Source organism: Mucilaginibacter sp. KACC 22063 (assembly GCF_028736115.1).
Lineage (GTDB): Bacteria > Bacteroidota > Bacteroidia > Sphingobacteriales > Sphingobacteriaceae > Mucilaginibacter.
Window position 1 is genome coordinate 3914935 of record NZ_CP117877.1, and the last position, 22552, is coordinate 3937486.

Consider the following 22552-nt stretch of genomic DNA (forward strand, 5'->3'; position numbering starts at 1 on the left):
TAAATTGCAATATATTGCAATTATTTACATTTATTGCATAATTTTGCAATATGAAACAAAAGAAAATAATAGCTATCGACATGGATAGCGTACTTGCCGACACAGAAAGGCAGTTTGTAATTTGGTATGAGCGTGATTACGGTGTTCGCATTCCGTATGAAAGTTTATTTGGTAAGAAAGAAGAGGATTTTTTCCCTGAAAAAGATGCGATCAGAAAAATGGTTTTTACACCGGCGTTTTTCAGGACCATACCTGTAATGCCCGGTGCCATAGCGGCTGTAAAGCAATTGATGAATAATTATGAGGTGTACGTGGTATCGGCCGCAATGGAGTTCCCGAATTCACTGATAGAAAAGAAAGAATGGCTTGAAGAACACTTTCCGTTTATCTCATGGAAAAACATTGTATTCTGCGGAAGCAAAAGCATTATTGATGCCGACTACCTGATAGATGACCATTGCAAAAACTTAGATGTATTTAAGGGCAAAACATTACTGTTCCATGCGGCACACAATGTGGGTATTACCCATCACCAACGCGTCAATAACTGGGAAGAAGCACTTAGGGCCATTGCTAAACTGGAAGCCGTACCTACAACCGAAGCTTAAAGCCTGATTCTTGTAAGAAAGACCAATATCATAAAAGCAAAGGTGATTACGATAATGCCGCGACTGGTTTGATCAGCCTGTTTGCGGTGAAAAACGCGTACAAGAATTAAATTTATAGCGATAGCAATTAAATAAGGAACGGCCGGCTTATTCATGATCACCATATCTTTAGCCACGTAGTTAAACACAATCCAGGTTATTGAGGGCAACACCGCACCAATACCAAGCCCCAGATAAAAGTTATTCCTATTCATTTACCGCTAATTTAACACAAAACCCGCTGCAGGATATTGCGGATCATTATAAATATCTTTCAGGCTTTCCTGTCCCGATACATTATTAAAGATCATTACCTTATTGCCTGGTTGATACTGCTCCCAATTTGGTGCAGGCTGTCTTCCTTTTATATAACTTACCCAATAGGCATGTACTTGCTCTGCCAACTGTTCATTAAAACCATTGTTATGTTTACCCGGCACATACCAAACGTAAGCCAGCTCATCGGCATGTACTGCTCCCTTTCCATCCTTACTATAATCAAAGCGGTACATCCATACGTTGTTATTTCCTTTTGTTAAGACATTAGCCATGCGGTACTGATGCATTTGATACATGTACTGAGTAAGGATAAAAACCGCGGCAGAATCTGGCTCTATAGCATTTGCATACTTGTTGTAAGCATTAAGTACAAACGTATAATTATTGCCGTACCAATCTTTAAGTACCGTACTATCCGGATGATAAAGCCGTTTATCCCCATTCATGAACAACACACTTTCGCGTTTATTACTACCGATCAGGAATCGTTTATCCTTAAAGTTGTGCGTTTCCATATAGTGGTAAGGGTCATCCTTAATAATTGCACCATCCTGCACCGGCCCAAAATAGTTTGTACCGGCAGCACCGTTAAGTACTTTATTTTGCGCTTCAATTAACTGAGCAGTTGATAAATTCAAAACGTCTGTCGGTTTTTGCAGGTTTAGTTCTTTGAGTAAACGCTGCCTTATTGCTTTCGCAGTGGTAGTATCACGAATGCATTGTACACCGCCACTTTCTAAAACCAGCTGCTTGTATAACCCTTTAGATTTATCTGAGGTAAGCAAAGTACTCACCAGCTTTGCCCCTGCCGATTCGCCCATTACAGTTACATTATCCGCATCGCCACCGAAAGACTTAATATTTTGCTTTACCCATTTCAGCGCCATCAGCATATCCAGCATCCCATTATTGCCCGAAGTTTGATAGGCTTTATCGATATCGCCCAGGTATAAAAATCCGAAAACACCTAAACGGTAATTGATCGTCACGGTAATAATGCTATCCCTGTCGGCAAAGGCATGGCCGTTCATGGTTGCACCATTGCCGCCTGTCATTCCGCCACCATGTACCCATACTACCACAGGCATTTTATGCGCTGGTTTCTGCAAAGGTGTGTATACATTCAGGAACAGTGAATTTTCATCGCCCTGTAAGCCTTTTGTATTGCCTGAATACTGCGCTGCGGAACTGCCGAATCTATCACATAACAAAGTGTCTTTCCATTTATCTACAGGCTGCGGGGCTTTAAACCTTAAAGCGTCAATGGGCGGTTTTGCATAAGGTATGCCTTTAAAAACTACAGCCTGATCTTCGGTAATACCCTTTATATAACCAGCCGAAGTTTTCACAACAGTTTGTGCAAATGCACTAATTGTTATAGACAGAACGAATAAGACACTTAGGACTTTTTTCATGATCAGGCGTTAAATTTCCAGCTGTTTAATACAGGGATGGCATGGTGTGCAGTCATATCGAATTGCACAGGAACAACAGATACATAATGATGATCTAATGCCCAAACGTCGGTGTCTTCGCCCTGATCGTTCAACTGAAACACACCAGTAAGCCAATAATAAGGGCGCTTATGCGGGTCCATGCGCTCGTCAAATTCTTCTGCCCATTTAGCCCTGGCCTGGCGGCATACTTTAATACCTTTAATATCGCCTGCATTCGGGAAGTTTACATTGAGTAAGGTCGCAGGGGGCAATCCATTTTCTAATACCTGCAAAGCAATTTGCTTCACGTATTTAAGCGTGGGCTTAAAATTTGCCTGCAGGGTAAAATCATCTAATGAATAACCGATTGACGGAATACTTTCTATCGCCCCCTCAACCGCTGCCGACATAGTTCCAGAATATAATACGTTGATAGAATTGTTAAGACCGTGATTGATACCTGACACACACAGATCAGGCTTTTTACCTTTGAAAACGATATTAACCGCCAGTTTCACACAATCTACAGGTGTGCCCGAACAACGGTAAGTCTCAAAACCATCGTAAATTTCTACCTTATCCAAACGAAGCGGTTTGCCAATGGTTATGGCATGCCCCATACCCGACTGCGGACTATCAGGCGCTACAACCACTACATGGCCAATCTCTGCCATGGTTTCCATCAGTGCTTTAATGCCCGGCGCAGTGATCCCATCATCGTTAACTACCAGTATAGTAGGTTTATTCTTTTTCATAGACTGCTAAGTTAGGGAATTATAATGCGTTATCTGCCTTATATAAGCACCCTTAATCTAAGTTTCAGATTTGGGCAATAGCTTTCTGATGTATGAAACACCCCCTTATCAACATTTCCAAAACAAGCAGTGGCTGTGCCTTCCCCTCTCAAGAGGGAAAACGCTGAATAGAGAAACAAGCAAAAACTTAAATAAGGGGTGTGTAAAATTCGGCTTTCCAACAAATTCAGACCCAATAAAAAAGCCCTTCGATTTCTCGAAGGGCATCATTCTATATTTTTTGAATTTTGTAATTCTGATTACACGCCTAACAGCAATCTTGCAGGGTCTTCCAGCAGTTGTTTAACGCGTACCAGGAAGCTTACCGATTCGCGGCCGTCAATGATACGGTGATCATATGATAACGCCAGGTACATCATCGGGCGGATAACCACCTGGCCGTTTACTGCCACAGGGCGCTCTACAATATTGTGCATACCTAAAATAGCAGACTGCGGAGAATTAATGATCGGGGTTGACATCATTGAGCCAAATACACCACCGTTTGTGATGGTAAAGTTACCGCCGGTCATTTCTTCGATGGTCAGTTTATTTTCGCGTGCTTTGGCAGCAAGTCCGGCAACTGCTTTCTCGATACCGGCAAGGCTTAATTGCTCAGCATTACGGATAACCGGAACAACCAATCCTTTCGGTGCAGATACAGCAATAGAGATATCAGCAAAGTTGCTGTATACCACTTCTTCGCCTTCGATACGTGCGCCTACAGCAGGCCACTCTCTTAATGCTTCGCAAACTGCTTTGGTAAAGAACGACATGAAGCCTAAGCCTACGCCATGTTTCTCTTTAAATTTATCTTTGTATTTAGCACGCAGTTCCATAATCGGCGACATATCAACCTCGTTAAAGGTGGTCAACATCGCTGTTTCATTTTTAACTGCCACTAAACGTTTAGCAATAGTTTTACGCAACGGCGTCATCTTCTCGCGGCGTTCGTCGCGGGCACCCGATGGCTGCGACGGAGCCGCCTGAGCAGTTGGTGCAGAGGCAGGTTTTGCAGCAAGGGCAGCAGCTTTAGGCGCGCCAGCCTGTGCATTTTGTGCATCCTCTTTAGTGATACGCCCCCCCACACCTGTACCAGATACAGATTGCGGATCAACACCTTTTTCTGCCAATATTTTACCGGCAGCAGGTGATGGTGTACCAGCTGCATAGCCACCTTGTTTCATGGTTTCAGGTGATGGCGGAACAGCATTTTCTAATGCCGGGGTACTGACACTGCCCGGAGTTGCCGGAGCAGATGCACCACCAACTTCGATCTGGCAAACCACAGCACCAATTTCTAAAACGTCGCCTTCTTTAGCGATAGTTTTTAAAACACCTGGCTTTTCGGCTGTCAGCTCGAATGTTGCTTTATCTGATTCCAGTTCTGCAATGGCTTCGTCCATTGCTACTTCGTCGCCATCTTTTTTAATCCAGCGTGAAAGGGTTACTTCTGTGATAGATTCACCTACAGCCGGAACTTTTATTTCTACAGTGCTTTTTGCTTCTGCAGGTGCAGCAGCCGGAGCAGGGGTTGCAGCAGCAGGCGCTTTATCTTCCTGTGCGGCAGGTGCAGCATTAGCTGAGGCACCACCTTCTTCAATATTTGCAACTACAGCACCGATAGCTAAAGTATCGCCTTCGTTGGCTATAGTATTTAAAGTCCCTGCTTTTTCGGCAGTCAGCTCAAATGTTGCTTTATCTGATTCTAACTCGGCAATCACTTCATCCATCTCCACTGTATCGCCGCTTTTTTTAATCCAGCGCGACAAAGTAACTTCGGTAATTGATTCGCCTACCGGCGGAACTTTTATTTCTAAACTCATGTTAATATTTAAATAGTTATGAATTGTGAATTAGTGAGTTAATGAGTGAAGAATGGCAAATTTGACAATTAATCACAACTCACCATTCACCACTCACTAACTGCTTAGTCAGCGCCTTGTTCAGCCATTTTTTTGGTGGTCTTTTTAACTGCTTCTTTAACAGCCTCGCCAGCCGGAGCTTCAAAAGCTTTACCAACAATGTACAATTGCTGCGAGTTGTGCTGTTTAGCGTAACCGGTAGCCGTACTTGCACTTTCTCTGCGAGAAATCACCTCAAGCTGCAATTCGCTCTTACGGAATTTGCGGCATAAGTAAGGCCATGCGCCCATATTTTCAGGCTCTTCCTGTACCCAGATAAATTCTGTTGCTTTAGGATACTGCGTTTTCAGTTTCACCATGGCATCAACAGGAGTTGGGTAAAGCTGTTCAATGCGTACAATGGCAACGTCTTTACGTTTATCAGCCTGTTGTTTCTCTAACAGATCATAATAGATCTTACCAGAACATAACAGCACGCGTGTTACCTTTTTAGCATCAACAAAGCTGTCATCAATCAGTTCTTTAAACTGACCACTGGTGAAATCCTGCAACGGAGACACGCAAGCCGGATGGCGCAGCAAACTCTTAGGTGTAAATACGATCAACGGTTTACGGAAATCGCGGTGCAACTGGCGGCGTAACACGTGGAAGAAGTTTGCCGGAGTAGTACAGTTAACAACCTGAATGTTATTATCGGCACTCATTTCCAAGAAACGCTCGATACGTGCTGATGAGTGCTCCGGCCCCTGGCCTTCGTAACCGTGAGGCAATAGCATTACCAAACCGTTACCGCGCTGCCATTTGGTTTCAGAACTAACCACATACTGGTCTACAATAATTTGCGCACCGTTAAAGAAGTCGCCAAACTGCGCTTCCCAAATGGTTAAGGCATGCGGGTTAGCCAAAGCATAACCATATTCGAAACCTAAAACGCCATATTCTGACAATAATGAGTTATAGATGCTCATTTTAGCCTCAGTATTTAAGGCTGCAAGCGGCATGTACTCTTCATCAGTATCAGGTAATGTAATTACCGCGTGACGGTGAGAGAAGGTACCACGTTTAACGTCTTCGCCGCTTAAACGTACCGGGTGCCCTTCGGTTAACAATGAACCATAAGCCATCAGCTCGCCCATTGCCCAGTCAAACACTTTGGTATCGTTAACCATTTTAGAACGGTCTTCAAACAGTTTTTCAATTTTTTTGAAGTACTGTTTTCCAGCCGGCAAAGTGGTTAATGTTTTACCAATCTCTAATAATTTATCTGCACTTACCGATGTATCGGCAGGTGCAACAGTTTCTTTTTCAGTGGCAATGTGTAAACCTTCCCATGCGCCGGTAAACATTGGTTTACTTTCGGTAAAGCGCTCTTCAGATTTACTTTCGTTTAATTTTTCCTGTAGCAGGTCACGGAATTTCTTTTCCATTTCCTTAGCCATATTGGCATCTACACTACCCTGAGAAAGCAACTTTTGATTATAGATCTCTCGTGGGTTAGGGTGGCCTTCAATAGCTTTATACAATACAGGCTGGGTGAATTTAGGCTCGTCACTTTCGTTGTGGCCATAGCGCCTGTAGCATAAGATGTCGATGAAAACATCTTCTTTAAACTGCTGGCGATACTCCATTGCCATGTTAATGGTGTAAGCCAAAGCTTCAGCATCATCACCATTTACGTGAAACACCGGCGAAAGCACGGTTTTAGCAACGTCTGTACAGTATACACTTGAACGCGCATCTTTATAGTTAGTGGTAAAACCAATCTGGTTATTAATAACCAGGTGAACAGTACCACCTGTGCCATAACCTTCCAGGTTTTCCATTTGTAAAACCTCGTAAACAATACCCTGGCCTGCTACAGAAGCATCGCCGTGGATCAATATAGGAGCAATACGGCTATTATCGCCACCGTATTTAAAATCAATTTTAGAACGGGTTTGTCCTTCAACAACCGGGTCAACTGCCTCAAGGTGCGAAGGGTTAGGGCATAAACTTAAGTGAACAGACTTACCGTTTGAGGTTGCCTTATCGTATGAATATCCTAAATGATATTTCACGTCGCCACCGAACGGGGTTTCGTTATCATAGTTCTTACCTTCAAACTCAGAGAATATCTCTTTGTAGGTTTTGCCCATAATATTGGCCAGCACGTTTAAGCGGCCACGATGCGCCATACCAATGGTAAACTCTTCGATGCCTAACTCTGCTCCTTTTTCAATTACTGAATCAAGTGCAGGGATCAAAGCTTCGGCGCCTTCTAATGAGAAACGTTTTTGGCCTAAAAACTTAGTACCTAAAAAGCTCTCAAATACAACAGCTTCGTTTAGCTTGTTAAGGATGCGTTTCTTTTCCTCGACAGAGAATGATGGCTGATTGCGGGTTTTCTCCATCCGCTCCTCAAACCACTTCACTTTTATTGGGTTGCGGATGTACTTATACTCTGCACCGATAGTGCCGCAATAAGTTTCCTTCAGCATTTTAACAATGTCGCGAAGGGTAGCTTTTCCTAAACCGATCTCCACCCCTGCATTAAAAACTGTATCAAGGTCAGCATTGCTTAAACCAAAATTCTCCAGGTCAAGTGTTGGGCTGTGGTGCCTGCGCTCGCGCACAGGGTTAGTATCGGCAAAAAGGTGACCGCGGCCACGATAGCCGTCAATCAAATTAAGCACGTTGATTTCCTTCAGTACATGCTCAGGGGTAGCGCCACCGCCTGTAGAAGGCGCAGTTTCACCTGCTCCTTTACCAAAGTCAAAACCTTCAAAAAATTTCTGCCAACCATAATCTACCGAAGCAGCATCCTGCTGGTAAGCTTCATATAATGAGTCGATATAGGCGCTGTTCTCGTTATTTAGGTAAGTAAAACGATCCATCTTGTAAACCAATCTGTAAAACGGTACAAAACTAAGACAATTCAGTTAGATTTCCGTTTAAAATAAATTCATAATCAGGTAATATATTGTTTTTCAGAATAAGTTACCCACATCTGCTTTGCTTTAAATCCTTTAGTTGTAGCAATGCTATAACTTATCCAGATCAGCCAGGTATTGCTCTGCTTGTTTTAAAGTTGCTTCCAGTTCCTGCTTATTGAATTTTTCCAGCATCCGGTACATCATAGAAATACGCGGGTTATTTTCCAGTTGCTTGCGGTTACGGTCGAAGAAATTCCAGTAAAGGCTATTGTATGGACAGGCTTTTTCGCCATGTTTCTTTTTATAATCGTAATGGCAATGCTTACAGTAGTCGCTCATTTTATTGATGTAAGCTGCCGATGCCACATATGGTTTCGACCCGATGATACCCCCATCGGCAAACTGGCTCATGCCGCGGGTGTTAGTAATCTCTACCCATTGTATAGCATCAATGTATATACCCAGGTACCATTGGTCAACCTCATCGGGGTCGGCGCCGATCAGCAACGCAAAATTGCCAATTACCATTAGTCTTTGGATGTGGTGTGCCCAGGCATTGTCAAGCGACTGGTTAATACACTTATTGAGACAGTTCATTTTGGTTTCGCCGTCCCAATACCATTTAGGTAATTGATTTTTATGATTGAAGAAATTTTTCTCCGCATACTCAGGCATCTTGGCCCAGTAAACGCCCCGCATAAATTCGCGCCAGCCAATGATCTGCCTGATGTACCCTTCTACCTGTGCAAGGCTAATCGTTGTTTTATTTTTATTCCACGCTTTTAATACTGCATCTACAATCTCGGCAGGGGAAACCATTTTAACATTCTGCGCGAATGACATACGCGAATGGAACAGACTGATATGATCCTGCAACATGGCATCTTCATAAGTGCCAAAGTTAGGCAGCAATTCTTCGCAAAAGTATGTGAGCAGTTCTAAAGCTTCCTTTCGTGACAAGGGCCAGCCTAAATTGCCTGCTTCTACCCTGCCAAAATATCTTACACCCATTTTGTCGATCATGGTTTTCAGCTCCGTTACATCATGGCTGAATATGAGCGGCTGCTTTAAGGGTACTTTACCGTCATAGCGTTTACGGTTGTCATGGTCAAAGTTCCATTTACCATTGAGCGGTCCATCACCATCCATTAAAATACCAAGCTTGTTACGCATGTGGCGATAAAAGCTTTCCATCAGGTAACTTTTCCTGTTTCCAAAAAAGTCGCGGATGTCATTACGGGCCGTCAGAAAATGTTCTGTATCCGCAACGCCCCAATCTATTTTAAGCTTGTTACAAAAGGCTTTCAATTGTTCGTCAAGCCGGTACTCATCAGGCAATTGGTATTCAAACCGGGTGATCTGATGCTCTTTGATAAGGAGATTAATGTTTTTATCGAAGTGCTGCTGATTGTCTTTATCATCCAGCTTAATATATATCACTTTATGGCCAGCCTGTTTAAGTTGGTGAGCGAAGTTGCGCATAGCAGCAAAAAAGGCCAGTATCTTTTGAACATGGTGGTGCAACAGGTACTCTTGCTCCTGCATAACCTCCATCAGCACATAACAGGTATCATCATCTTTCTTGCTGAACCAACTGTGCTGAGTGTTGAGCTGGTCGCCAAGTATTAACCGTAAAGTTTTGGACATACAGTACCAACAACAAACCCCAAAAGAGGTTGCTTAACACACAGAAAGTTTTAGAGCTGTTTGGTGTAGGAGAAATTAACCCTTATTAAAGCAACTACTTAAGCACTGACGTTACTGACGTTGCTTTCACCTTAAAATAAGACGGCGATTGAAAATGTTGTTCAAACATAGTTGAGGTTTACTTTATATACCCCTTATTAAGGCAAATGCCATATCACTACCTCTGCCTTCCCCTTTTAAGGGGAACACTACGTCAGTGATATAGTCCAAAACATAAATAAGGGGTAAAGAAAATTTTGAAGTAATATAACAGATATCTCACTTCGTTCGATATGACAAATTTTATACGATGTGATTATGCAGTTTTATAAGCTTACCCCTTATCGAAGCAAATGCCATAGCACTGACGTTGCCTTCCCCCTTTTAAGGGGAACACTACTGCAAGTGATATAGTCCAAAACATAAATAAGGGGTAAAGAAAGAAAAAAAACTAAGCCACGTCTTTCGCCTCAGACAACCACAAGGATAGGTATTCGTCTTTTGCTTCGGCTGATTTTGAGGTGTCGAAGTATTTGTTTTCGCGTGGGTCGCTGCCTACACCGGCTATAAAAGCCCAGTTGCCCCAGTTGCTTGCCGGCGAATAATCGATCAATACACTTTCAAAATATTGTGCGCCTAATGTCCAGTCGACTTTCAGGTCTTTGATCAGGTACGATGCCAAAGCCTGACGAGTGTAATTATTTACAAAACCTGTATGCTTAAGCTCGTTCATGGCTGCATCAATGGTGCTGTTACCTGTGGTGCCATTTTTCCAATTCTCAAAACTTTCCTGCTGCATTGCAGTTGTTTCAGGCGCTTCCTTTTTGAAGCCCTCGGCTTTAAAAAACTTGCTGCTGCCATGCTTTTTAAACATAAAGCGAAAATAATCGCGCCAAAGTAACTCAAGTACCAGCGGGTGGTTATGATGCTGAAAATGCTGCATTACGGACCAATATACCTGACGCAGTGACAAACTGCCTAAGGCCAGCCAGGGCGATATGCCCGAAACATAGGTTTGCATACCATTACGTGCTGGTTTTGCTCCTACTGCGGCAAGGCTTGCATCCAGGTATTGCTGCAACTGTTGTGCACCTGCTGTTTCACCACCAATAAAGTGGAACCTGGCGCGGTTGTCAATCACAGGCTCTTCCATACCTAAATCGTGCAAAGTTGGTATTTCTCCTGCTTCAACATTTTCAGGCATGGCAATATGATCAGGGGTTTGAAGGCTCGGCCTTACAGAACTATCGCGCTCTATCTTCTTCTTAAAAACGGCGAAGCTGTCGGGAATGTCTTTGATCGGGAAAGGCAGATCCTCTTTATGATATAGCGTGTGGCCAATAAAATGCTTTAAGTTCAATTTGATCTTCCATAAAGCAGCCTCTACCGCTTCTGATATGGCTGTTTCCTCGAATGATACTTCACGATGATGATAAACCTCGCTTACATGATATTCAGCAGCCAATTGTGGAATTAATTCAGCAGGGTCGCCGGTACGCACTATGAGGTCGCCGCCTAAGGCCTGCAGGTTTTGACGTAAATTCTGAACAGATTCTATTAAAAATTTACCACGGAGACTCCCTGTTTTAGGTAAACCTGATGAAGTAGTCTGAAAGTAATAGGGATCGAAGATAAAAACGGGCAATACGGTGTCAGCCTTACGGGTTGCTTCCAACAAAATTTCGTTATCATTTACCCGCAAATCATTTCTAAACCAAACTAAGATAGTTTTATTGCTCATTGATACGATCAGCTAACCAGACTTTGTAAAATTTGCAATAATTTGTGTTATTTCCACACATTGAAAGAATATTTTACATCATCTCAACATTTATGGTAAAGAGATTTACGGTAATAGCTGCAAATCTGATTTTTAAAAACCAAGGCTAATTCTCTGTACGTAAGTAAAATAAATTACGTTTATTAACATTGCATGACATTTACTTATGCTTTGTTATGTAACTTTAATTTATAAAAAACAAACACATGGCTACAATTGAAAGCATCCAAAACGCATATATCGACTATGTACTAACAGAAGGTACCGAGCCTAAATCTGTTTATGTTTTTGCTAAGAAAAATGAAATGACCGAGGAAGAATTTTATCGCTTCTTTGGCTCATTTGAAGCTATTGAACAAAATATATGGGCCGATATTGCCAAGAAAACTATTACCGAAATTAAAACACAGGAAGTTTGGTCGCAATATTCTGCCCGCGAAAAAGCACTATCATTTTTTTACAGCTTTTTTGAACTACTTAAAGGCACCCGGAGCTTTGCCGTATACAGCCTTAAAAAGCATCAAAGGGCGTTAAGCCATCCGCGTATACTTGATGACCTGAAAACCATTGTAGAAAATTTTGGTGATGATATAATTAAAGAAGGTTTGGAGTCGGGCGAATTGGCAGACCGCCGCTTTTTAGCAAAACGCTACAAAGATGGTTTATGGATGCAGTTCGGCTTTGTGCTTAATTTCTGGATCAACGATAACTCAGCGGGTTTCGAAAAAACTGACGAAGCAATTGAAAAAGGTGTAAACGTAACGTTCGACCTGTTTCAGCGCTCGCCGATTGACAACCTGTTAGAGTATGGTAAGTTTTTAGCTAAAAATGGAAACTTCCGTGAACGCATGGGTGTTTAAGGCTTAAACTAAACATCTGCCTGCATGAAGAAAATAGCCGCCATATTTGATATGGATGGAACCTTAATTGATAATAACGCTTACCACTTTAAAGCCTGGCAACAGCTTTTTAAACTTAAAGGTTTACCCGAATTAACACACGAAGTTTTTAATGAGAACATGAGTGGCGTTCCGGGATTGGCAAGTCTGCATAACGTGCTTGGTTACAATCATTCAGATGAAGAGTTTCAACAGTGGTTTGCCGAGAAAAGTGAATTATATAAACAGGCTTACGCGCCGTATGTACAGCCTATAAATGGGCTGGAACGTTTCTTAACCGAATTGAAAGATGCAGGCATACCGATGGCTGTAGCAACCTCGGCTTCGCCGGGTAATGTTGAATATGTATTCAGTCATCTAAATTTAAGACCATACTTTAATGCCATAATTGATGGCACCAGGGTAAACGAAGCCAAACCTAACCCACAAATATTTTTAAAGGCAGCGCATGATTTAGGAATTGATCCCGAAAACTGCATAGTGTTTGAAGATTCAATATCAGGTGTTAAGGCAGGGAATAATGCAGGCATGAAGGTAGTTGCTTTAACTACCACTCATCATGCAGGCGAACTGCACCCCGTAAATATGATCATAGCCGATTATTCCAGCATAGCTTTACATGATGTGCTGGCTTTATTTGAAGAATAAGATGAGCGAGCAAAAAGAACAAAACAGTATACCAACATCAAAAGTTGAGCGGTCTGCAAAATTTGTAAAAACAGGTTTTAAAATTGGCGGCAACTATATTAAACATTATTCCAAAAAGCTGTTTAATCCCGATCTGGATAAATCTGAATTAAACGAAGATAACGCCAGCGATATTTACGAATCTTTAAGTGAGCTTAAGGGCAGCGCATTAAAGGTTGCGCAAATGCTTAGCATGGACCGCAACCTGCTTCCGCAGGCGTATACCGATAAGTTTTCACAGTCGCAGTATAATGCGCCACCATTATCAGGCCCGCTTATTGTACAAACTTTTCGCAAGTATTTTGGCAAATCGCCGGATAAGATTTACGATAAATTCAACCTTAAATCAAGCAATGCCGCATCAATAGGCCAGGTACACCAGGCAGAACTTAATGGACAAAAACTTGCGGTTAAAATCCAGTATCCTGGTGTTGGCGATTCCATTTCATCAGACCTTAAACTGGTGAAGCCGTTTGCATTCCGGCTTTTAGGCATTAGCGGTAAAGACCTTGATGTTTATATGAACGAGGTGGAAGAACGCCTGCTGGAAGAAACCGATTACGAATTGGAAGTACGCCGCAGTGTAGAATTTTCTAACGCCTGCTCTGGCCTTGATAACATTATATTTCCAACATATTATCCCGAGCTATCCAGCAAGCGTATCATCACCATGAGCTGGATAGATGGTAAGCACTTAAAGGAGTTTTTAGCCACCAACCCATCTCAGGATTTACGCAATCAAATTGGCCAGGCGCTTTGGGATTTTTACAATTTTCAACAGCATGAATTGCGTGCTGTGCACGCTGACCCGCATCCGGGTAATTTCATGATCACGCCAGAAGGCAAACTTGGTGTTATAGACTTCGGTTGTATTAAAGAGATGCCCGAAGACTTTTATTATCCGTTCTTCTCGCTTACCTCAACCGATTTATTGGGCAACCGCGAGGAAACGATCAAAGCATTTCGCGAGCTGGAAATGATCTTGCCTAACGATACGGAAAGCCAGATAGAATTTTATTACACCATGTACAAGCAAATGATCAGCCTTTTTGCTAAACCCTACATGAGCAATACTTTCGATTTTGGTAAAACAGCGTTTTTCGATGAATTATATGGCTTTGGTGAGCAGGTAGCTAAAATGCCCGAGTTTAAACAGGCACGGGGTGTAAAACATTTTATATATGTCAACAGAACCAACTTTGGCTTATACAACATCCTGCACGAGCTAAAGGCGGAAGTAAAAACCGACACTTATAAACCGCATCTTGTAGCAGTTTAAGTTAAATCATTATTTTAGCTACACATTAACCGATAAAGCATGAGCAACATTCTCGATAATACTTTTGTGCACCACGTACATTTCTGGCTGCATAACAAAGCTGATAAAGCCAAACTGATCGAAGGCCTTGAAACGCTGAAACCGATTACCCATATCCGACACATGCACATTGGCGTACCAGCTGATACCAACCGTGACGTGATCGACCGCTCGTATGATGTGTCGTTGTTGCTATTATTCAATTCTCCTGAAGAACAGGAAGCCTACCAGGTAGACCCTACCCATGTGCGCTTTGCCGAAGATTATGCAAAGCCTTTATGTGCCAGGGTGGTGGTACAGGATAGTGTTAATATCTGATGTTGATTTTTAAACATTACTTGTAAAAACTTGCAGCCCTTTTTATTGTTGCACATTACTATATGAAGGTTCTGCTTACAGGCGCTAATGGTTATATTGGCACAAGATTAATACCGGCCTTGCTTGAAGAAGGCCACGAGGTAGTTTGCCTTGTCCGTGATCCGGCATTGTTTCGTAAGCAAAGCCCCTTTGCCGACAGGGTTACTTTAATTACCGGCGACCTGCTTCGGTCACGAAGTATGGAACCACTTCCTGATGATATTGATGCTGCCTATTATCTGGTAAATGCTATGGTACAAACCTCAGGCTTTGCAGGCTTAGAGGCTCTTGCTGCACAAAATTTTGTTAACGCAATTGATGATACCAACTGCAAGCAGATCATTTCTTTAAGCGATATCGACGATCATCTTGCCGATGTTGGCTTATCACGCCAGCATGTTGAAGAAATTTTGGCTACTGCCGATGCCGCCATTACCATCTTAAAAACCACAATGATAGTTGGCCAGGGCAGCATAGCTACAGAACTAATGGAGGGCCTTACCCGTAAGATGCCAATCATCATTGCCTCAAACTGGGCCAAGGCGCAGGAAGAGCCCATTGCCACCTCTGACGTAATTAAATATCTCACAGGCTGCCTGCTTAACGAAAAAGCTTACAACAGTGAATTTCACATCAGCGGCCCCGAGATTACCACCTTCCGCGACATGCTGAAAACCTATGGCGAGATATGCCGTAAAACAAAAGTAAAAATTGTTACGGTACCGCAGGTTTCAAAAGCCTTGTCAACTTACTGGCTTAACTTTTTAACACCTATCAGCTACTCGCACGCAAAAACACTGGTTGAAAATCTTAAGTATGATTTAATTTCACGTGATGATGCGATTTTAAATATTGTTCCGATGCAAAGGCTTACCTTTAAAGAAGCCTTAAAACAAACCTGATATGCCCCAAAAACATATTCTGATAACCGGTGCAAGCGGCCTTATCGGGCGCGAACTTACCCATGCTTTACTACAAAAGGGTTATAAGGTAAGCCATCTTAACCGCAAGCCCGGCCATAACCCCGAAGTAAATAGTTATTTGTGGGATGTACCTAAGGGGCAAATTGACGAGCAATGCCTCAACGGTGTGGATACCATTGTACACCTGGCGGGTGCACCTATTGCCGATAAACGCTGGACTAAAAAACGCAAGCAGGAAATTATTGACAGCCGCGTTCAGTCAATCGGCTTAATATACCAGCTCATGAGGCGCAAGCCCAACCAGGTAAAGCATGTGATATCGGCATCAGGTATTAGCTATTATGGCGACTGTGGCGATGAAATAATAACTGAAGAACGTGCGCCTGCCAATGATTTTTTAGGGCAATGCTGCGTATTATGGGAACAAGCCGTTGATAATGGCTCAGAATTTAACCTCCGCATTGCCAAGTTTCGGACGGGAGTGGTTCTAAGCACCGAAAGCGGAGCTTTACCTGTGCTTGCAAGGCCAATAAAACTTGGCTTTGGCTCGCCACTGGGCAATGGCAAACAATGGATGCCCTGGATACATATTGACGATACGGTAAACATGTACATAAAGGCCATTGAAGACGACTCTGTTACCGGTGCATTTAACATGGTAGCCCCTCAGCCGCTTACTAATCAACAGCTAACACAGGCAGTTGCACGGCAACTGCGCCGCCCTTTATGGATGCCTAAAGTACCCGCCTTTGCCATTAAATTATTGTTTGGCGAGATGAGCTTAGTTATATTACAAAGCTTAAAAGCCTCATCTGTTAAAATTGAAAGTGCAGGCTTTACATTTAAGTATCCAATTATTGCCGATGCCCTCAAAAATCTTTATGAGTAATACTAAAGAAGCAATTACTATTTTCTGGTTTCGCCGCGACCTGCGTTTACATGATAATGCAGGCCTTTACCGTGCACTAAAAAGCGGCAACCCTGTGCTTTGCCTGTTTATTTTTGATAAGAATATCCTTGATGACCTGGAAAATAAAGAAGATGCCAGGGTTACTTTTATTTACGATAAGGTTTCAGAACTGGATCAGCAATTGAAACAACATGGTAGCAGTTTGCTTGTTAAATATGATGATCCGATAGATGCCTGGAAAGAGATACTTAATGAATACAATGTTAAAGCCGTTTATACCAATAAGGATTATGAACCTTATGCCAAACAACGTGATGGTCAAATAGGTGAGCTGCTTAACAAAACCGATATTGATTTTAAGCTTTATAAAGACCAGGTAATATTTGATGGTGAGGAAGTTGTTAAGGACGATAAAAAACCTTATACAGTTTTTACGCCCTACAAAAACCGCTGGCTTAAATCGCTTAAGCCATTTTATCTAAAACCTTACCCTACTGAAAAATACTTTAATGCTTTTTATAAAACAGTGTCTCTTAAACAAGTAACGCTTGAGCAAATGCACTTTAAACGGAGCAAGATGGAATTTCCATCTACCGAATATAAAGATGTAATTGCTGATTACGCTAAAACACGTGACTATCCGGCAAAACCCGGCACATCGCACATTGGTATGCACTTGCGCTTTGGTACAGTAAGTATCAGAGAGTTGGTAACAGAAGCCCAAAAACATGAGCAGACATGGCTAAGTGAACTGGTATGGCGCGAGTTTTATATGATGGCCTTAGATTTCTTCCCTAAAACCCTGCATGATGCTTATCGCCCGGCTTATGACCAGATAAAATGGCGTAACAACGAACAGGAATTTAAATTGTGGTGTGAAGGTAAAACAGGCTACCCACTGGTTGACGCCGGAATGCGCGAGCTCAATGCAACAGGGTTTATGCACAACCGCGTGCGCATGGTAACCGCAAGTTTCCTGATTAAGCATTTGCTTATTGATTGGCGCTGGGGCGAACAATATTTCGCACGCATACTGCTTGATTACGAAGCATCAAGCAATGTGGGTAACTGGCAGTGGGTAGCCGGTTCTGGAACCGATACCATGCCTTATTTCAGGATTTTCAATCCGGATGCACAGATTAAACGGTTTGATGCCAAAATGGAATACATCAAAAAATGGGTTCCGGATTATGGTACAGACCAATATCCAAAACCCATGATTGATAATGCCGAAGCTCGCGCCCGCTGCCTTAAAGTTTACAAGCAGGCAGTTGCTTAGTTAGTGGTATTATTTACAGATACGATATTAAAATCATAGTAAAGGCAGCTGTTAGGGCCCGGAGTTACTCCGTCATTAAAACCATAATAGCTTGCCGGTTCTTTTGTGTAATCTACCCCGTACGCCAGGCCTGATGGAATGATCAGGGATAATTTAGCACCAGCTGTTACATACTGGAAACCTTCTCTCCAGCCTTTTAATATTTTGCTGTAATCACGTACCGATGCAATGGTATCTGTAGCTGAGTTAAAATCATCAAACATGGTACCATTAAACAATTTACCTGTAAACTGCACGCCAATTACACCACCTGGTTGCAATTTAACTGTACCTGTACCTTGTTTAGTCACCTTGTAGTATAAGCCCGAGCTGGTTTTAGTGTAACCTGACAGGCCATTAGCTTTCATATACTGCTGTATAGAAACATCATCATAAGCTGCCTGATTATCGGGAGTGATCATGTTGATATAGTAATCAATACTTTCATTACCTGGCAATCTTGTGCTACCTGTTCCTGATCCGGATGTGCCATACGCCAAATGTGACGGAATTAAAACGTGAGCCTGCGTACCGTAATTTTTCAGCATGTTTACAATAGCCAGCTGAATACCCGAAGGCGTCATTTCGCCAACAAAGTTATTGCCACGATAGGTAAAAGTATCTGTCTGGGTAAATTTACCATCAAGCGAACTTTGGGTATACACGTAAAATATTTTGTCGGTATAGCTAAGTGCTTTGCCAGTACCGGCTCTTAATATTTTGTAGTATATACCAGTGGTGTCCCCCTGGTCGCGCACATAACCGGTAAGGTTATTCGCTTTAATATAATTTTGTATCTGCTCGTCGTCGTACTGCTTTATGTTAGGTTCAGTCTGATCTTTACGGCACGATAACATTCCCACAGAAATTAATCCTACTGTACACAAAGCCAGAAGCGTAGTAAGCGTTCTTTTCATTTATCAATTTTTAACATCAAATATTTCAATCTCAAAGTCGAGCAAAGCATTGGCAGGCAAATTGTAATCGCCTTTACTGTTTTTGCCGTACTGCGGCTGAGGGTAAGGACCATAAGCATACCTCGAAGCCGTTATAATTCTTACTTTACCATTTATGCCGGGCTTTGCAGCCGCAATGCCAAACTGCCAAGCCTTAATCACACTACCTAAAACAAATGACGGATGTATGTCCGACGTGCTGGTAAAGGTATTTTGATCAAGCAGTGTTTTGGCAGTAAAGCCAACTGTAATAGTTGTGGCGCTTGTATAAACTGCCGGAGTTGTCCCCGCATTTTCTACCACATACCATACGCCTGTTGTATCCACCGCACGCCCCGCACCTACTTTAATAGCGGGTATGTTGTTAGTTTTTATATAATCTTCTATGGCTTTATCATCAATAGCAGCCTGTTGTGTACGCTGCGCCTGCACGTCTTCCGACTTTTTGCAACCGGCAAAAACCACAAAGCATGCAATTATAATCAACCACTTATACATACAGCGTTTTACAATCGGCAAAGTTATTCTTTTAAAATTCAAAAACAGAAGGTTAACATTTTTTAACAATTATAATTTAACGGCGCGTAGGCCACTAAATTATATTGATTTAAAAAGCCCGGATTATGGCTTATAATTAAGTGTGAGCTTGTTGATTTTTTTTAAAGTATCGGTTAAAAAGTCTTTCTCTTTATCTGATATATGGTCATTAAGGTAATTGTTAAACTGCTTCACTACCTGCCTTGCCATTCTCCGTTTTTCCCTGCCTTCATCGGTAAGGTAAATTTTAACAGAGCGTTTATCACCTTTATTCAGTTCGCGATAAATCAGGCCCATCTTTTCCATCTGCATCAGCATGCGCGAAAGGCTGGTAGACTTAGCGCCAATAAGCGAGGCTACCTGCGAAACCGTAGTCCCTTCGGTTTCATCAATATTAATTAACACATAACCTATGGCTTGCGTAATGCCAAACTCAGAAACAATCTGGTTATAACGGTTAGCCATTGTTTGCCATACAACCTTTAAAAAATAATCTATCGTTTCGTGGCTCTTTGCTTTATTGTGCATGGTTTTCAAAAGTAACTGATATTATCTGCTTCACAACTATATTTCAACTTACCAGCCGATAGCAGTGTCGTCTCCACGTGGGTCAGCGCCCCCCTGCAATCCATCCTTAGTTATAAGTATCGCATCTACACGGCCATAATTGCCATAAGGCACCATGTGGTAATTTTTAACTTTTAGCAACTCCAGAACCTCTGGTGAGAAAGCCCCTGCTTCGTAATCAACTTCATCAGGTAACCACTGGTGGTGGAACCGCTTTGAACTTACAGCCTGCTGCATGGTTTGATCAAATTCGATAACGTTTAATATTGCCTGAAATACCGATGTAATAATGGTTGAACCGCCAGGTGTACCCACTACCATATAAAGCCTGCCATTTCTTTCAATTATAGTTGGTGTCATTGATGAAAGCATACGTTTACCCGGTTGTATGCTATTAGCCTTACCGCCAACCAACCCAAACATATTTGGCACGCCCGGCTTGGCGCTAAAATCGTCCATTTCATTATTCAGAAGAAAACCTGCGCCTTGTACAAATATCTTTGATCCAAAGGTGCCGTTAAGTGTAGTAGTAACAGATACGGCATTCCCTTCTTTATCAACTATAGAAAAATGCGTTGTCTGGTCACTTTCGTAACCTGCAAATGATCCAGGATTAATGCTGCTGCTCGGTGTTGCCTTATCCCAGCTAAAGTTCTGCATACGGCTGCTGATGTATGATGGATTTAATAAACTATCCACAGGTACTTTATAAAAATCAGGGTCGCCCAGGTATTTTGACCGGTCTGCATAAACACGGCGTTCAGCTTCAACCATCAGCTGAACGGTAGAATCCGCATTATAGCCCCATCTTTTAATTGGGTACTTTTCTACAGATTGTAGTAATTGGAGTAAGGCGATCCCTCCGCTTGATGGCGGCGGCATGGTGATAATTTTGAAAGACTTATATTTTCCAATAATTGGTTTGCGCCAAACAGAATGATAGTTTTTTAAATCTTCCTTTGTAATTAAGCCACTACCGGCTTTCATTTCAGCAGTAATTAAATCAGCTACATTACCATCATAAAAACCTGCTCTTCCTTTATCCCTGATCTTTTCCAGAGTTTTAGCCAAGTCTTCCTGTACCAATACATCGCCAGCCTTCCAGTGCGTTTCTTTTAAAAGGTAATGCTTACCGGGGTTATGTTTCCGGAATATAGAATCATGACTGTTAAGATCGGCGGCCATGCGTGCTGTGATTTTAAAACCTTTACGCGCAAGTAGTATAGCTGGCTGCACCAATTCAGCCCATTTTAATTTGCCATAACGGACATGCGCCTGCACCATACCATCTACCGAACCCGGCACCCCTGATGCTTTGTGTGTTTCGAGGCTCATATCCGGCACCACATTGCCTGCAGCATCCAGGAACATATCCCTGCTGGCCGTAACGGGCGCTTTCTCTCTAAAATCTAATGTAGCGGGTTCGCCTTTCGCCGGGCGATAAACCATAAAACCGCCGCCGCCAATGTTGCCTGCCTGTGGGTAAGTAACGGCTAACGCAAACTGTACAGCAACGGCAGCATCTACCGCATTACCGCCTTTTCTCAGAATATCAACACCAACCTGCGAAGCATCCGGATAGGCACATACAACCATGCCGTTATGGTAAGTTTCTAAGCTTTGAGCGTAACAATTGGCACTTACTGCAAAAAGGTAAAAGATAATAACAAATGGCTTCAAGAAGATCCGCATATAAAACAGAGACTGTTAATTGGTTTTAAAGCCGTAATATAATTGATTTGTGAAAAAAACAGGCCGTATTGTGATTGCTATCAAACAAAAACATTAATTTTTCTATACTACATTAATAAACATTTTTATTTTTGTGGCTGGAAATTAAAACAGGTATCATGAACACAACAGAAAACGCAAATTCAGAAAACCATTACATTCTTTTAACCATTAGCATTTTCATCGGGTTAGTAGGTGTTTATCTGCGCTTTGCCGGCGATGCGCCTGTTTGGTCATGGGCAGCAAATGCAATTATGATGATTGCAACCGCTATTGCATTACGCACCGTTTTCAAAATATTACAATAATCATAATAGATCTTTTAAACAGAAAGCCCCTTGCAAATTGCAAGGGGCTTTCTGTTTATGCTTATTTTATCGCTTGGTGAGCAATATATCATTGGCAGTTACCCTATTAAATTTTATGCTTTTTCCAATAAATTTAAAATGCCAGTACCCGGTAACTTTTAATGTACCATCTTTTAATATCTGTGCAGACGAGTTCCACTCCCTGCCGTTCTTAGCGTCATAAATAATTCCATCTTCCCAACTATTAGTATCGGCATGGTAAGTAAGATCACGCAACACATTCATGCCAATCAATCGTCTGCTGCGCAAACTTTTATCCGGATTTTTATCGTCTACCCGGGTTTCCATTGGTTTCGACGGATCATCAGAATCATCGAACCACACCACTGAGGCCTTGAAATTATCGCCGTCTTTATAAACCTGTACTATAAAGTTTTTCTGTTCAGAGATCCACTTGCCACATATCTGGTCACATCCTTCTCTCCCGCCTGCCCATGTATTTGCCGTTAATACCATAAATGTTATCAGCAAACCCAAACTTTTCAGTGTCAATCTGTTTCCCATAAATTCCTCTTAATTTACATTGATCAAGCAATAGCAATGCCACAAAGTATGACATTGCCATGACCTATTTCAAGATAA

At 42.2% G+C, this 22552-nt stretch carries 21 protein-coding genes; 9 read left to right on the forward strand and 12 right to left on the reverse strand.

From position 1 onward, the window contains the following. The first annotated feature begins 50 nt into the window (after positions 1 to 50). Positions 51 to 608, forward strand: a complete 558-nt coding sequence (locus PQ461_RS16940) for a 5' nucleotidase, NT5C type (protein ID WP_274206721.1) — start codon at positions 51 to 53, stop codon at positions 606 to 608. Here PQ461_RS16940 and PQ461_RS16945 read toward each other — a convergent pair. The 7 genes from PQ461_RS16945 to PQ461_RS16975 all read right to left on the reverse strand — a co-directional run bounded on the left by PQ461_RS16945 (position 605) and on the right by PQ461_RS16975 (position 11360). Further along, a complete protein-coding gene (locus PQ461_RS16945) occupies positions 605 to 862 on the reverse strand; it encodes a hypothetical protein (protein ID WP_274206722.1) in 258 nt (85 codons plus the stop codon). The genes PQ461_RS16940 and PQ461_RS16945 overlap by 4 nt on opposite strands. Before the next feature lie 6 nt (positions 863 to 868). Then, positions 869 to 2341: a carboxylesterase/lipase family protein gene (locus PQ461_RS16950; protein WP_274206723.1), complete on the reverse strand. Its 1473-nt coding sequence runs from the start codon at positions 2339 to 2341 to the stop codon at positions 869 to 871. Between the two features lie 2 nt (positions 2342 to 2343). After that, positions 2344 to 3117, reverse strand: a complete 774-nt coding sequence (gene surE / locus PQ461_RS16955; protein ID WP_274206724.1) for a 5'/3'-nucleotidase SurE — start codon at positions 3115 to 3117, stop codon at positions 2344 to 2346. 299 nt (positions 3118 to 3416) lie between these two features. Next, positions 3417 to 4982 carry a 2-oxoglutarate dehydrogenase complex dihydrolipoyllysine-residue succinyltransferase gene (gene odhB / locus PQ461_RS16960; protein ID WP_274206725.1) on the reverse strand — a complete coding sequence of 522 codons (1566 nt, stop codon included), beginning with the start codon at positions 4980 to 4982 and terminating at the stop codon, positions 3417 to 3419. A gap of 104 nt (positions 4983 to 5086) precedes the next feature. Next, positions 5087 to 7894: a 2-oxoglutarate dehydrogenase E1 component gene (locus PQ461_RS16965; protein ID WP_274206726.1), complete on the reverse strand. Its 2808-nt coding sequence runs from the start codon at positions 7892 to 7894 to the stop codon at positions 5087 to 5089. Positions 7895 to 8041: 147 nt separating this feature from the next. Beyond that, entirely contained in the window at positions 8042 to 9580 is a 1539-nt protein-coding gene (locus PQ461_RS16970) for a cryptochrome/photolyase family protein (protein WP_274206727.1), read from the reverse strand. A gap of 490 nt (positions 9581 to 10070) precedes the next feature. Further along, entirely contained in the window at positions 10071 to 11360 is a 1290-nt protein-coding gene (locus PQ461_RS16975) for a DASH family cryptochrome (protein WP_274206728.1), read from the reverse strand. A gap of 245 nt (positions 11361 to 11605) precedes the next feature. Here PQ461_RS16975 and PQ461_RS16980 point away from each other — a divergent pair, with 245 nt between their 5' ends. From PQ461_RS16980 to PQ461_RS17010, 7 genes are all read left to right on the forward strand, one after another. Continuing rightward, positions 11606 to 12259 carry a TetR family transcriptional regulator C-terminal domain-containing protein gene (locus PQ461_RS16980; RefSeq protein WP_274206729.1) on the forward strand — a complete coding sequence of 218 codons (654 nt, stop codon included), beginning with the start codon at positions 11606 to 11608 and terminating at the stop codon, positions 12257 to 12259. Between the two features lie 24 nt (positions 12260 to 12283). Continuing rightward, entirely contained in the window at positions 12284 to 12946 is a 663-nt protein-coding gene (locus PQ461_RS16985) for an HAD family hydrolase (RefSeq protein WP_274206730.1), read from the forward strand. Position 12947: 1 nt separating this feature from the next. Then, complete coding sequence (locus PQ461_RS16990) at positions 12948 to 14264, forward strand: ABC1 kinase family protein (protein WP_274206731.1); 1317 nt, start codon at positions 12948 to 12950, stop codon at positions 14262 to 14264. A gap of 39 nt (positions 14265 to 14303) precedes the next feature. Beyond that, positions 14304 to 14621 (forward strand): Dabb family protein, encoded by a 318-nt coding sequence (locus tag PQ461_RS16995; RefSeq protein ID WP_274206732.1) that lies wholly within the window; start codon positions 14304 to 14306, stop codon positions 14619 to 14621. A gap of 62 nt (positions 14622 to 14683) precedes the next feature. Then, on the forward strand, positions 14684 to 15562 hold the full coding sequence (locus PQ461_RS17000; RefSeq protein WP_274206733.1) for an NAD(P)H-binding protein: 879 nt from the start codon (positions 14684 to 14686) through the stop codon (positions 15560 to 15562). 1 nt (position 15563) lies between these two features. Further along, positions 15564 to 16472 carry a TIGR01777 family oxidoreductase gene (locus tag PQ461_RS17005; protein ID WP_274206734.1) on the forward strand — a complete coding sequence of 303 codons (909 nt, stop codon included), beginning with the start codon at positions 15564 to 15566 and terminating at the stop codon, positions 16470 to 16472. Continuing rightward, positions 16465 to 17772 carry a cryptochrome/photolyase family protein gene (locus PQ461_RS17010; RefSeq protein WP_274206735.1) on the forward strand — a complete coding sequence of 436 codons (1308 nt, stop codon included), beginning with the start codon at positions 16465 to 16467 and terminating at the stop codon, positions 17770 to 17772. Before PQ461_RS17005 ends, PQ461_RS17010 begins: the two co-directional genes overlap by 8 nt. On the opposite strand, the gene PQ461_RS17015 is transcribed toward PQ461_RS17010, so the two are convergent. The 4 genes from PQ461_RS17015 to ggt all read right to left on the reverse strand — a co-directional run bounded on the left by PQ461_RS17015 (position 17769) and on the right by ggt (position 21467). Next, complete coding sequence (locus tag PQ461_RS17015; RefSeq protein WP_274206736.1) at positions 17769 to 18728, reverse strand: FKBP-type peptidyl-prolyl cis-trans isomerase; 960 nt, start codon at positions 18726 to 18728, stop codon at positions 17769 to 17771. The genes PQ461_RS17010 and PQ461_RS17015 overlap by 4 nt on opposite strands. A gap of 3 nt (positions 18729 to 18731) precedes the next feature. Beyond that, entirely contained in the window at positions 18732 to 19265 is a 534-nt protein-coding gene (locus PQ461_RS17020; protein ID WP_274206737.1) for an FKBP-type peptidyl-prolyl cis-trans isomerase, read from the reverse strand. 123 nt (positions 19266 to 19388) lie between these two features. Further along, entirely contained in the window at positions 19389 to 19832 is a 444-nt protein-coding gene (locus tag PQ461_RS17025) for a MarR family winged helix-turn-helix transcriptional regulator (RefSeq protein ID WP_274206738.1), read from the reverse strand. A 48-nt stretch (positions 19833 to 19880) separates the two neighbouring features. Further along, positions 19881 to 21467, reverse strand: a complete 1587-nt coding sequence (gene ggt / locus PQ461_RS17030) for a gamma-glutamyltransferase (RefSeq protein WP_274206739.1) — start codon at positions 21465 to 21467, stop codon at positions 19881 to 19883. 254 nt (positions 21468 to 21721) lie between these two features. On the opposite strand from ggt, the gene PQ461_RS17035 reads away from it, so the two are divergent. Next, positions 21722 to 21910, forward strand: a complete 189-nt coding sequence (locus tag PQ461_RS17035) for a hypothetical protein (RefSeq protein ID WP_274206740.1) — start codon at positions 21722 to 21724, stop codon at positions 21908 to 21910. Between the two features lie 66 nt (positions 21911 to 21976). On the opposite strand, the gene PQ461_RS17040 is transcribed toward PQ461_RS17035, so the two are convergent. Continuing rightward, entirely contained in the window at positions 21977 to 22474 is a 498-nt protein-coding gene (locus tag PQ461_RS17040) for a DUF2147 domain-containing protein (protein WP_274206741.1), read from the reverse strand. Positions 22475 to 22552 lie beyond the last annotated feature (78 nt).